General features: G+C 54.3%; 13 protein-coding genes and 1 other RNA gene. 5 read left to right on the forward strand and 9 right to left on the reverse strand.

Translation table 11 applies throughout. From position 1 onward, the window contains the following. Positions 1–24: 24 nt before the first annotated feature. From NMQ00_RS10520 to NMQ00_RS10530, 3 genes are all read left to right on the forward strand, one after another. Positions 25–573, forward strand: coding sequence for a VOC family protein (locus tag NMQ00_RS10520; protein WP_255176654.1), 549 nt, complete (start codon positions 25–27; stop codon positions 571–573). 62 nt (positions 574–635) lie between these two features. After that, positions 636–911: a hypothetical protein gene (locus NMQ00_RS10525; RefSeq protein WP_255176655.1), complete on the forward strand. Its 276-nt coding sequence runs from the start codon at positions 636–638 to the stop codon at positions 909–911. Between the two features lie 71 nt (positions 912–982). Further along, positions 983–1354, forward strand: a complete 372-nt coding sequence (locus NMQ00_RS10530; RefSeq protein ID WP_255176656.1) for a hypothetical protein — start codon at positions 983–985, stop codon at positions 1352–1354. A gap of 44 nt (positions 1355–1398) precedes the next feature. Here NMQ00_RS10530 and NMQ00_RS10535 read toward each other — a convergent pair whose 3' ends face one another. The 4 genes from NMQ00_RS10535 to cymR are packed head-to-tail and all read right to left on the reverse strand — an operon-like array spanning position 1399 to position 4755. After that, a complete protein-coding gene (locus NMQ00_RS10535; protein WP_255176657.1) occupies positions 1399–2058 on the reverse strand; it encodes a tetratricopeptide repeat protein in 660 nt (219 codons plus the stop codon). 10 nt (positions 2059–2068) lie between these two features. Beyond that, positions 2069–3190 (reverse strand): tRNA 2-thiouridine(34) synthase MnmA, encoded by a 1122-nt coding sequence (gene mnmA / locus NMQ00_RS10540; RefSeq protein ID WP_255176658.1) that lies wholly within the window; start codon positions 3188–3190, stop codon positions 2069–2071. A gap of 3 nt (positions 3191–3193) precedes the next feature. Beyond that, positions 3194–4330 carry a cysteine desulfurase family protein gene (locus NMQ00_RS10545; RefSeq protein ID WP_255176659.1) on the reverse strand — a complete coding sequence of 379 codons (1137 nt, stop codon included), beginning with the start codon at positions 4328–4330 and terminating at the stop codon, positions 3194–3196. 17 nt (positions 4331–4347) lie between these two features. Next, positions 4348–4755 carry a cysteine metabolism transcriptional regulator CymR gene (gene cymR / locus NMQ00_RS10550; protein WP_021066920.1) on the reverse strand — a complete coding sequence of 136 codons (408 nt, stop codon included), beginning with the start codon at positions 4753–4755 and terminating at the stop codon, positions 4348–4350. 60 nt (positions 4756–4815) lie between these two features. On the opposite strand from cymR, the gene NMQ00_RS10555 reads away from it, so the two are divergent. Continuing rightward, positions 4816–6123 carry a replication-associated recombination protein A gene (locus NMQ00_RS10555; protein WP_255176660.1) on the forward strand — a complete coding sequence of 436 codons (1308 nt, stop codon included), beginning with the start codon at positions 4816–4818 and terminating at the stop codon, positions 6121–6123. Positions 6124–6146: 23 nt separating this feature from the next. Here the strand turns inward: NMQ00_RS10555 and NMQ00_RS10560 are convergent, their stop codons facing one another. From NMQ00_RS10560 to NMQ00_RS10570, 3 genes are all read right to left on the reverse strand, one after another. After that, positions 6147–6914, reverse strand: coding sequence for a tRNA threonylcarbamoyladenosine dehydratase (locus tag NMQ00_RS10560; RefSeq protein ID WP_021066918.1), 768 nt, complete (start codon positions 6912–6914; stop codon positions 6147–6149). Positions 6915–7008: 94 nt separating this feature from the next. Then, positions 7009–7195: non-coding RNA, 6S RNA (gene ssrS, locus NMQ00_RS10565), on the reverse strand. Positions 7196–7270: 75 nt separating this feature from the next. After that, positions 7271–8485: a DASH family cryptochrome gene (locus tag NMQ00_RS10570; protein WP_255176661.1), complete on the reverse strand. Its 1215-nt coding sequence runs from the start codon at positions 8483–8485 to the stop codon at positions 7271–7273. Positions 8486–8865: 380 nt separating this feature from the next. Between NMQ00_RS10570 and NMQ00_RS10575 the strand changes: the two genes are divergently transcribed. Next, on the forward strand, positions 8866–9474 hold the full coding sequence (locus NMQ00_RS10575) for a YczE/YyaS/YitT family protein (protein WP_255176662.1): 609 nt from the start codon (positions 8866–8868) through the stop codon (positions 9472–9474). Positions 9475–9519: 45 nt separating this feature from the next. On the opposite strand, the gene NMQ00_RS10580 is transcribed toward NMQ00_RS10575, so the two are convergent. Both NMQ00_RS10580 and NMQ00_RS10585 read right to left on the reverse strand, forming a co-directional pair. Next, positions 9520–10554, reverse strand: coding sequence for a zinc-binding dehydrogenase (locus NMQ00_RS10580; protein ID WP_255176663.1), 1035 nt, complete (start codon positions 10552–10554; stop codon positions 9520–9522). An 88-nt stretch (positions 10555–10642) separates the two neighbouring features. After that, the gene (locus NMQ00_RS10585; protein WP_255176664.1) at positions 10643–12355 is read right to left on the reverse strand and encodes an ABC transporter ATP-binding protein; all 1713 of its coding nucleotides are present in this window, start codon (positions 12353–12355) and stop codon (positions 10643–10645) included. Positions 12356–12459 lie beyond the last annotated feature (104 nt).

Consider the following 12459-nt stretch of genomic DNA (forward strand, 5'->3'; position numbering starts at 1 on the left):
GAACCTATGAAGGAGGGATTATGTATGACGAAGCGGATACCAATCAGTGGTCTGTGTGAACTTGTATTAGAAGTGACTGACATGGCGGAGGCCGTCGACTTTTGGCACGGCAAGTTAGGGCTTCCTGTCGTCGAGCAGTGGGTCGGGGACGACGCCGAACCGAGCGAGGCGCAAGAACAGGCGGACGAACCTTGGGCGACGTGGCTTTATGTCGGCGGAAACACACGCCTCGGTCTTTGGCTGAAGCGTGATTTCACGTCAGAAGAAGAGTCGAATCGTCAAGAGGATGTGACCGAGTGGGAGACACTCTATGACGAGGGCGGCGCCCACGTCCACTGCGCGTTCTTCGTCCCGATGGAGTCGTTCGATCAGGCGCTTGAAGTGTTAGAGACGTCGAACATTCCTACAAAACTGCGGACATGGGACGAAGACGAGACGGTCAACGGTAAAGAGCGCTCGGCCTACTTCAAAGACCCGAGCAAGAACGTAATCGAGCTATACACGAAAAACATGGATGAGGCCTACGGTGAGTTCGCTGGCGAGCCGGTGAAGATCACGACGAAGCAACTCTGAAATGCATATGCACTCGATGAACCACATGATAAGATGAGAAAAAATGGTAAAGGTTGTGCCACATGCGTTTTTTCCCGCTTCTTATCACGACGTGTCTCGGCTTGCTCACGTTTATATTGTATTTCATGATCGATGCGTTTCCCACGCTCGACCGCCCGACTTCTTTTGCAGCATTGGCGTTCGTCTCTTGCGCTGCAATTTTTCTCATCTTGATCGACGGTGTACGTCGGGCTAAATCAGGTAAGAGTATCGCTTGGAGTTATATCGCGCTCGCCGGCACGCTGTTATTGACGACTTGTAATTTTTTGATTTGGATCATCGGGGAGGTGTCCACATGACGCTCATCCTTCCTGAATGTATCACCGGATTTTCATACGGCGACTGTTCCGCTCCCGGATCCGACGTGAGGATGTTCAAAACGATTTGTTTCGATTACGCCCGTCTGGAAGGTGGGACGTGTAGTATCATCCTCGGCGATTCGGTCACCCCAAACTATCACCAAGCGACGATCACCGTCCACGGGCGCAACATCTATGTGTTGCTCAGCAGAAACTATCCCGTCATCGGCATCTCCAAACTCGAACCGTTTCAATACGAGTACATCGATGTACCTGAATTGACCGACTTGTTTCCTGATCCATATCAAATTCCGTCAGCGGCAGAGTTGAATGAGCGGTTCGATTTGTCGCTACAGCCGTTTCTGAACAAGGCGGAACGCGGAGAAATCGAATATTGGGAACCAGAAACAATTGGTAACGTCATCTTCCATTATTGGGACTAACAAAAAGCGCTTCTCGCAAAAACTGCGAGAAGCGCTTTATTGATTTAGTTACCGAGCAGCTCATCCATTTTCGCTTTCGCGTCAAAGGCGAGCGCGTGGTCCGGTTGCAACTCGAGCACACGCTCAAGCTCGGCGTACGTCTTGTCTTGTTCACCGAGGAAGGCGTAGGCAATCGCCAAGTTGTAGCGGGCGTCAGTATGGCTCGCGTCGAGGTCGAGCGTATGCTCGAGCGCTTCAACGGCCATATCGAGCTGTTCGTTCTGAGCGAGCGCGAGCCCGTACTGGAACGAGATCTCGACGTCTTCCGGCGCCTGCTTCATCGCTTCGCGAAGACGTGGCAACGCCCGGACGAAATCGCCCATCGCCTTGTACGTCAAGCCGAGCATGAAATGAAGGTCGGCGTCGTCCATCCCGGCAAGGAGCGCCTGACGAAGCGAAGCCTCGGCCAAGTCGAGCTGTTCGAGCTCATAGGCGAGTGCTCCCTTCGCATAATGCGCCGCGCCGAACGCGTTGTCGAGTTCGAGCGCCTTATCGTAAAAGACGACGGCCCGTTCATGGTCACCGATTGCTTGCAGGAGCGTACCCATATTGACGTAACCAGTCGGGTCGGTTGAGTCCGCTTCGATGGCAGCGTTGAACTGCTTGGCCGCCTGTTCGAACTCACCTTGTTGCATCGCTTGGATGCCTAATTCGTTTGCGTTCATCCTCATCACCTCATCCGATATAGTCGAGTCGTTTTCCGTTTCGATACGCTTCGTCAATCGTCGCACCGCCGAGGCAGATGTCGCCGTCATAGAAGACGACCGCTTGGCCTGGCGTGATGGCGCGTTGCGGCTCATCAAATTTGACGAGCACTTCGCCATTTTCAAGTGGCGCGATTGTCACCGGCACGTCTTGTTGACGGTAGCGGAATTTCGCCGTCGCCCGGAACTCACCTGTTGGTACGACACCTGTCCAAGATAACTTCGATGCGAGCAGCGCATCCGAATAGAGCGCGTCATGATGGAACCCTTGGCCGACGTAGAGGATGTTTTCTTCGACGTTTTTGCCGACGACGAACCATGGGTCCCCGTCGCCGCCGATGCCGAGGCCGTGGCGTTGACCGAGCGTGTAATACATGAGCCCGTCATGGTTTCCTTTTTGTTCCCCATCGAGCGTCTGCATGATGCCTGGTTGTGACGGCAAGTACTCCGAGAGGAACTCTTTGAAGTTGCGCTCTCCGATGAAGCAGATGCCCGTCGAATCTTTTTTCTTCGCTGTCGCGAGTCCCGCTTCCTCGGCGATGACACGGACATCTTTCTTGTCCATATGACCGATTGGGAACATCGTCCGCGCGAGTTGGTCTTGCGACAACTGGTTCAAGAAGTACGTTTGGTCTTTATTGTCATCTTTCCCACGAAGAAGTCGATGCTCACCGTCGACATACTCGACCCGTGCGTAGTGCCCGGTCGCGACGAAATCGGCTCCGAGGCGTAGCGCATGTTCAAGGAACGCTTTGAACTTGATTTCCTTGTTACACATGACGTCCGGGTTCGGCGTCCGTCCGAGACGGTACTCGGCCAAGAAGTATTCGAACACGCGGTCCCAATATTCTTTTTCGAAGTTAACCGCGTAGTAAGGGATCCCGATTTGGTTGGCGACCGCGATGACGTCTTCATAGTCTTCGGTCGCCGTACAAACACCGTTCTCGTCCGTATCATCCCAGTTTTTCATAAAGATTCCGATGACGTTATAGCCTTGCTCTTTCAGCAAATGGGCCGTCACCGATGAATCGACGCCGCCTGACATCCCGACGACGACCGTCGTCTCGGCAGGGGCTTTTGTGCGTAAGTTCATGATTTATCTCACTCCGTTCGTGAATGTCGAGACGACCTCAGAGAGTCGTTCGGCGAGCCGCTCCACGTCTGCGACCGAGTTGCCATGTCCAAAGCTGATGCGGATGGACTGTTTCGTCCGATCCGACGTCCCGAACATCGCCGTCAATACGTGTGACGGTTCAATCGACCCGGCCGTGCAAGCACTGCCGCTCGAGATGGCAAAGCCGCGCATGTCCATCATGATGAGGAACGGTTCAAGTTCGATGCCCGGGAGATACAAGTTGACGATGTGCGGTAAGCGATTCGCCCCGTTCACGTCATACTCGACTCCGAGTTCATCGAGTCGCTTGAAGAGCGCCTTAGCCATTTGATGATAGGCGTTCACCCGTTCGGCCTGTTCGATTTTAGCCAGTTCGGCTGCTTGTTGGAACCCGACGGCACCCGGAACGTTTTCCGTGCCGGCTCGACGTTTCCGTTCTTGTTGTCCTCCAAAAGAACGCGTCGCTAATTTTACACCTGTTTTCATAAAAAGAAAACCGATACCTTTCGGGCCATTGATTTTATGGGCCGAGGCCGACAATAAATCGACACCGAGCGCCTTGACGTCAATCGTTTCCGTGCCGAGCGCTTGGACCGCGTCCGTATGGAAATAGGCCTGATGGTCGGCGAGGAGCGCCCCGATTTCCGCAATCGGTTGAAGTGTGCCGACCTCGTTGTTGCCGTACATGACCGAGACGAGAATCGTGTCGTCCCGAAGTGCAGCACGAACGGAGTCAAGCGTCACCGCACCCGTCGCGTCGACATCGAGATACGTCACGTCAAAGCCTTCCCGCTCGAGTTGCTCCATCGCGTGCAAGACGGCGTGGTGTTCGACTTTCGTCGTAATCACATGTTTGCCTTTATGTTGATTCGCATAAGCCGTACCGAACAGCGCATAGTTGTCCGACTCGGTGCCGCCTGATGTAAAGACGATCTCGTTCGGGGTCGCCCCGATCCACGTGGCGAGCGTCCGGCGCGAAGTATCCAGTGCGGCGCGCGCCGTCCGTCCGATGCCGTGGATGCTCGACGGGTTGCCGTATTGCTCGAGCAAATAGGGCGTCATCGCTTCGAGCACTTCCGGACGCATCGGCGTCGTTGCGGCATGATCAAAGTAATTCATGTTCGTTCACCTCACCTTTAAATATAAAACATATAGCCGTCTGAATCCTCTTCAGCGAGATCTGCAAGTGTCGTCTCTTCGAGTACTTTCTCGATTGCGGCTTTGATTTTATCCCATAGCTTCCGTTTCACGGCATCGTCCGCTTCTGAGTCTTCGACGATTGTGAGCGGGCCTTCGAGCAGGCGGATAATCTCTCCAGCCGTGATGTCCGTCGCCGGTTTGACGAGCTGATAGCCTCCGTACGCCCCGCGGACGCTCTTGACGAGCCCGCCGTTGCGGAGCGGACCGATCAATTGCTCTAAGTAATGTTCCGGCAAGTCATGCCGGGCCGCAATCTTTTTCAAGCTGAGCGGTTTATTGTCCGTTTCCCGGGCCAGTGCGATCATGATCGTCAATCCATAACGACCTTTTGTAGATATTTTCATCTTCATGTCTCCTTCTGCTATACTAATCGAACAAACGTTTGTCGAAAGGAATGTGTACGTATGAGTGATTTATTTCAGCAATCGAATAGCGGCCCGCTCGCCAATCGGATGCGGCCTGAAACGTTAGACGAAGTCATCGGTCAACGCCACATCATCGGCGAAGGCAAATTGCTGCGGCGGGCCATCGAGGCCGACCGCCTCGGCACGATTATCTTGTATGGACCGCCGGGAACGGGCAAGACGACGCTCGCCCGCGTCATCTCGAATTATACGAAAGCGACGTTCGTGCAATTGAACGCCGTCACGGCCAAACTCGATGAACTCCGGAGCGTCATCCGCGAGGCCGAGTCCCGGTTTGATTTCGAGCAAGAACGAACGATTTTATTTTTAGACGAGATTCATCGTTTCAATAAACTGCAACAAGACGCCCTGCTCCCGGCACTAGAGGCCGGGAAGCTCATCTTGATCGGGGCGACGACCGAAAACCCGAGTTTTGAGGTCAACGCGGCGTTGCTGTCGCGCGCGACCGTGTTTCGGCTCGAACCGCCTGGACCAGACGAACTTCGTGTCGTCTTGGAGCGGGCTCTCGCTGACAAAAAGGGACTCGGCAACTATCTCGTCCAAATCGAGGAAGCCGCCGTGGACCATTATATCAAAATGGCGGACGGTGACTACCGTGTCCTGTTGAACGCCCTCGAGCTGGCCGTATTGACGACGCCCGAGGTCGATGGCAAGATTCAAATCACACTCGACGTCGCCGAGGAGTCGATTCAACAAAAAGCCATCAAGTACGACAAGACGGGTGACCGGCACTATGACGTCATCTCGGCGTTGATTAAGTCGATTCGCGGCTCGGACCCGGACGCGGCACTGTACTGGCTCGCCGTCATGATCGAGGCCGGCGAATCACCGCGCTTCATCATGCGCAGGCTCTATGTGCATGCGGCCGAAGATATCGGGCTCAGTGACCCGAACGCGCTCGTCATCGTCGATGCGGCCGCTCGCGCGAGCGAACACGTCGGTTTCCCGGAGGCACGGATCCCGATGGCACAGGCCGTCCTATATCTCGCGACGGCACCGAAATCGAACGCGGTCATCACCGCCATCGATAAGGCGATTCACCACGTCCGCACGGTCGAAGGCGGTCCGGTACCGGTCCATCTCCGTGACGCGCACAGCCCAGGCGCCCGCGAGCTCGGCAACGGTGCCGGATACAAATACCCGCACGACGAGAAAGACGGCTACGTCGCGCAAAACTACTGGCCGGAGAACTTGGCCCGAAAACGTCCTAAATATTATACACCGACGAGCCGTGGCTTCGAGCAACAGCTGCAAAAACGACTCGATTATTGGGAAAAACGACGCTGACTCTTTTGAGCCGCGTCGTTTTTTCATTTCTGGATGCGGTTGATCTCGACACCAGCTGTCTCAAGCATTTGGTTGATGACATACCCTGCTGCGACGAGGCCGGCGACCGATGGGACGAACGCGTTCGAACTCGGCGGCATCTTCGCTTTACGGATCGGGGCATCTTTCTTCCCGACGACCTCGTTCACGTCTTCGCGTGTCACGATCGGCGACTCGTCTGAAAAGACGACCGGGACGCCTTTATGGATGCGCTCTTTACGGAGACGCGTCCGGACCATTTTGGCGATCGGGTCGTATGTCGTATCCTTGATGTCGACGACTTTGATGCGCGTCGGGTCCATCTTGTTGGCCATGCCCATGCTCGAGATGACCGGGATGCCACGACGTTTGCACTCGACAATCAAATGAATCTTATAGATGATCGTGTCTGAGGCGTCGATGACGAAATCGAGGTCTTGGGCGAAGAACTCTTCGAACGTCTCTTCCGTATAAAACATTTTCAATTTGACGAGCTCGAGCTCCGGGTTGATGTCGAGGAGACGTGTTCCCATCGCTTCGACTTTCGGTTGCCCGACCGTCGACAAGAGCGCGTGGATTTGACGGTTGACGTTCGTGATGTCGATGTCGTCCTTATCGACGAGGACGATGCGTCCGACACCGCTCCGGGCGAGTGCCTCGGCCGCGAACGACCCGACACCGCCGACACCGAGGATGGCGACCGTCTTACCTTTTAATGCTTCTAAACCTTCTTGACCGATGGCCAACTCATTTCGTGAAAACTGGTGTAACATACTCTTCCTCCAAATTAATTCTATTTTCTCACACTATTTTACTCGGAATTATAATCAAAAAAAAGACGTCTAGCGACGTTTTACAATAAAATCGATGGGACCCGGAGTGCCGTGACGATGCCCTGCTTTTGAACCTGCTTAAGCAGGTGGGTGACCTAGCGTCCCCTTCACAAGTCCTCCTGCACGTGATGAGGCAGTTGATCTGGATGGCAGTTCGGTCTCCCGTATTCAAAGTGTTGGCTCAAAATAACGAAGGCGGCTCTCGTACACCTCAGGTATCCCATCTGTTGTCCTTACTATAGCACTGTCTGTAAAAAGAAGTCAATCAGAAACGATGACTTCTCATGACAGTTTCGTCACAACCAACTGTTACGAAACGCACTGGTCGGGTCGTACGTATCTTGTTGCCGCGTGATGTTGAAACGGCGATCCCGCGAGTCGTTGCCGACGCCGGCCTGATACGCCCAATTGCCGGTATTGCTGGCGACATCATAGTCAATCAGCATCGATTCGAAATACGACGCACCGATGCGCCAGTCCTGCCCAAGCTCTTTCGCAAAGTAGCTCGCGACGATTTGACGGCCCCGGTTCGACATCCATCCCGTCGTGTTCAATTCGCGCATGAACGCATCGACAAAATCGACGCCCGTCTCGCCCACTTGCCAACGCGCGATGACGTCATCGTCCACACCCCATGTCTTCTGTTTCGAACGGATGCCTTGCGCGCGAAACAGTCGTTTCCCATGCTCGAGGGCAACCCATTGGAAGAACTCGCGCCAAAGCAGTTCGAAATAGAGCCAATACGTCGACTCGTTCGCCCCGTGTGACCGCTCATGTTGCTCGAGCTCATGCAGCACCCGGCGCGGTGACAACGAGCCGTTGGCTAGATACGCCGACAGCTTCGATGAGTCGTCGACCCCGAAGCCGTTCCTTGTCTCTTTATACGTCCGGACCGGACCGTCCAAATAGGCGGCGAGCCGCTCTCGCCCCGCCCGTTCCCCGCCTCGAAACGGGAACGCAGTCCGTGCGTCACGTTCCGGCTGTTCATAAGCGATTGGAAAATCGACGGAGCGCAGTTCCTTCGCAGGCGAGCGCTCAATCAAGCGGTCTGGTCTCGCATCAGCCTCTACTGCCTTCCGAAACTCGGTGAAGAGGAATGGCAATTTCTCGAACGGAATCTCGTCCCGTGGATAGAGGGTGAACCCGTCAAACACCTGACACTCGCCTTGCCATGCGGTCATGACCTCACGTCCACGTCTCCGTTCGTTATAGCCGATCGCTCGTTGGAACAACAAGCGGTCGGTTGGGTCGAACATGTCGAGCGGATGACCGACATGCACGAAGAGCGGGATGTTGAGCGCTGCGAGCGAACCGGCCAAGTCGTCGAGTGCCTCGTTCAAAAAGTGAAGTCGCCGCGGTCCAAGCGGAATATGGCCGAACCGGTTTTCAATCAGCTCTTCTTGCGGAATGAGGTAGTGGCCTTCAATCGGATCATCATGACGGAGCGCCTCCTCGAGCGGGCGATGGTCATCGACCCGTAAATCGTTTTGATACCAGATTATCGTCTTCATCTTTTTCGCCTCCTCCCCCCATTATGGGACATGGCTACCGGTGTTACATTAGACGAAACTGTATGAAATATGTTTTCATTTCTGGAACCGGTGGAATATACATCATTAGAACAGAAAGGGGTGCAGCAACATGGCTAGAAAAGGTAAATTTGGTACACTCATTAAAGTCGCGACGGCGGTCGCACCGTTCGTCTACGATTACTATAAAAAGAACAAAGCAAAAAAAACATCAACACCTAAAAAGTAAGCCAAGCGTTTCGGACCTTGTCCGAGGCGTTTTTTTCTTGTGTTGAAACCAGATATGTTATGATGATGGAACATTTTAGGGAATCGAGGCGACCATCATGCACGCGGTATGGGTACAATCTTTACGAATCAGTTTGAAGTGGGCGTTATTCATGGGTGGTCTGTTCTTGCTCGCCCTCGGGTCTTCGATGATGATCACGGCCGACCTCGGCGTATCGACATGGGACGTGCTCCATCTCGGGCTCGCCCGGCACACCCCGATTTCCGTCGGGACGATCATCTTGCTCGTCGGTCTCTTGCTCGTCCTCTGCAAGTACATATTGGACCGGATTCGGCCCCAGTTCGGGACGCTCGTCAACGCCGTCTTCGTCGGCGTGTTCATGAACTTGATTCTCGACCATCATTGGTTGCCGCAACTTGACGGCATCGCACTCAACATCGCCTGGCTCATTCTCGGCATCTTCGTCATCGGGATGGGTGCCGGCTTGTACGTCGCCATCGGCTACGGGGCCGGCCCACGTGACGGGTTGACACTCGCCTTGGCCGACCGGTTCAACACGTCGGTCCGCATGATGCGGACGTGGATGGAACTGACGGCTTGTCTCATCGGTTGGGTGCTCGGCGGACCAGTCTTTTTCGGGACGGTGTTGTCGATTTTCCTGATTGGCCCGTTCTTCCAGTTTTGGCTCGAACAGTTCCGGCGTCTCGTCTCGGTCATCGACCGGGCGAAAGTAGCAGCATAAAAAGAGAGGAAATCGGACATCGTTGTCCGGTTTCCTCTCTTTTCGTTATGGGACGAGAACGATTTTCCCAAACTTGCCCCGTTGCTTGAAATACGTTTGGGCGTCCCGCGCCTCAGCGAGCGGGAACGTCCGATCGACGAGTGGCCGAATCTTACCAGCCTCAATCGCCTCGAGCATCGCTTGGAACTCTGCCCGCGTGCCGAGTACGGAGCCGTACATGGTGATATGTTTCAAATACAGCTTCCGGAAGTCGAGGTTCGTCTGTTGTCCCCCGGCCGAACCGGAAATACAGAACTTACCGCCATTTTTCAACACCTCGAGCGACGTCGCGAACAAGGCGTCACCGACGACATCAAGGACGGCATCGACCGGCCCGCCGTTCGCCTCGAGAATCTCGTCGGCGAGCGTCTCGGAGCGGTATGAAAAAACACGGCTCGCGCCAAGTTCTTTCAGCTTCGCTTCATCTTTCAAGTCACCAACGATGGCGAACACGTTCGCACCATGCACGTTTGCCGCGATTTGGACGTTGAACGAACCGACCCCACCGCTCGCACCGGTGACGACGATCGTCTGCCCCGGCTGAATCTCAATCTGTTCATTCATATGCCACGCCGTCAATCCGCTCACCGTGAAGACGGCGCTATCGACGAAACTGTCGAGCGGCATATCGTAACAGAGGGCGGCCGGCCAAGCGACATATTCGGCATACCCACCATCGTACTCTGAACCGATGAACGACATATCATCTGCGATATGTTCAGTCCCGTCTGGCCCGCTCGACGTGAACGGAAACAGGATGACACGACGGCCCACCATCGATTCCTCAACCCCACTGCCGACTTCCACGACTTCACCCGTGATATCAGAACCTGGGATTCGTGGGAACTGGACCCCTTCTGGTCGCCAGCCGGACTCTTTGTCCGTCCCGTACGCTCCTTCGCGCATCCAAATCTCGGTATTGTTAATCCCGCACGCCTTCACGCGCACGAGCACTTCTCCTTGTTTTAGGCTCGGAATCGGGATATCGACGACTTGTAATTGATCGACGTCCCCGTAACCGATGACCTGTACAGCTTTCATCACTTGTTTTCCTCCTCATCACAACTATATTCCTATCTATACCCTATCACGCACGACAGCCACCAAAAAATCTGGTGGCTGCTCATTTTTATAATTGTTGCCTTCTGAGTAATCCGGCGAAAACGCCGCCTTTCGCACTCAGTTCATCATGCGTTCCGTCCTCAACGATGCCGTCGGCGTTGACGACGAGGATGCGGTCGGCATTTTTCACCGTCGCCAAACGGTGGGCGATGATGAGCGTCGTCCGGTCGGCCGCGAGCTCATTGAGCGAGTCTTGAATAATCGCTTCCGTCTCCGTGTCGAGCGCGGACGTCGCCTCGTCCAAAATCAAAATCGGTGGATTTTTGAGGAACATCCGGGCGATGGCAATCCGTTGTTTCTGTCCTCCCGACAGTTTCAAGCCCCGCTCCCCGATTTGTGTATCAAGTCCGTACTGCAACTCCTCGACGAGCGAATTCAAATGGGCTTTCTCGACCGCATGCATGATTTCTTCGTCGGTCGCGTCCAGTTTCCCGTAAGCGATATTCTCACGGAGCGTTCCCGCGAACAAGAACACATCTTGTTGCACGATTCCGATTTGGCGACGCAGGCTCTCTTTCGTCATATCACGGATATCCATGCCATCGATTGTGATGGCACCGTTCGTCACGTCATAGAAGCGCGGGATGAGTGAACAAATCGTCGTCTTCCCGGCTCCGCTCGTCCCGACGAGGGCGACCGTCGTACCCGACTTGATGTCGAGGTCGATATCGGTCAATACTTGGCGATAGTCCGAGTAGCCGAACGAGACGTCATGAAAAGCGATATCGCCTTTCAGCGTCGTGACGTCGACGGCGTCCGGACGGTTCTCGATGTCCGGTGCCTCGTCTAACAGTTGCGTGAAGCGTTTGAAGCCGGCCATTCCTTTCGGATACATCTCAAGGAGCGCCGTGATTTTCTCGATTGGCTTGATGAGCAAGTTCATGTAGAGGATGAATCCGACGAGCTGTCCGTAAGACAGTTGCCCTTGATACGTCAAATAGGCACCATAGACGAGTACTAGCAGCGTCATGAGCCGCGTCGTGATATAAATACCTGCGAGCGATTTACTCATGACTCGATACGCCTCGATTTTCGAGCCGCGGTAGAAGTTATTGTCTTTCTGGAACCGCTTGATTTCGAACGTCTCGTTCGTGAACGATTGGACGACACGTGCGCCGGATACGCTGTCCTCGACGCGAGCGTTCACTTCGCCGATATTCGTATACATCTTTTGCCACGCCTTGTTCATGTTTTTGTTGGCGTACGTGATCATGATGACGAGGAACGGCACGGCGACGACCGTCACGAGTGCGAGTTGTGGGTCGATGGAGAACATGATCCCGAACGCACCGAGGAGCGTCATGATGGCGATGAAGAAATCTTCAGGCCCGTGGTGCGCCACTTCGCCGATATCGAACAAGTCGTTCGTCACCCGGCTCATCAGATGGCCGGTCTTATGGTTATCGAAGAACCGGAACGATTGTTTATGGATATGGGTGAACAGCTCTTCCCGCATATCGGTCTCGATGTTGATGCCGAGCTTGTGCCCCCAATAGTTGACGACGTACTGCATCATCATGGCGAGTATGTAAAGGATGAGCAAGCCGATGCTGATGATGATAATCCAGTTCCATTCCCCACCTGGCAACAAATCGTCGATGAACCATTGCACGGCGAGCGGAAAGCCGAGCTCGAGCAGGCCGACGAGGATGGCGAACGAGAAATCGAGGATAAATAACTTCTTATGTGGACGGTAATAACTAAAAAAACGTGAGATCATGTCGTTTCCCCCTTCTAAACAAATAGTTTACGCCTTTTTGCAGGAAGTGGAAAACGGGAAGCACGTCTTTTTCAATCTTTTTTCCAGCGAGGTATAATAGAGGT

Source organism: Exiguobacterium aurantiacum (assembly GCF_024362205.1).
Taxonomy (GTDB): Bacteria; Bacillota; Bacilli; order Exiguobacteriales; family Exiguobacteriaceae; genus Exiguobacterium; species Exiguobacterium aurantiacum_B.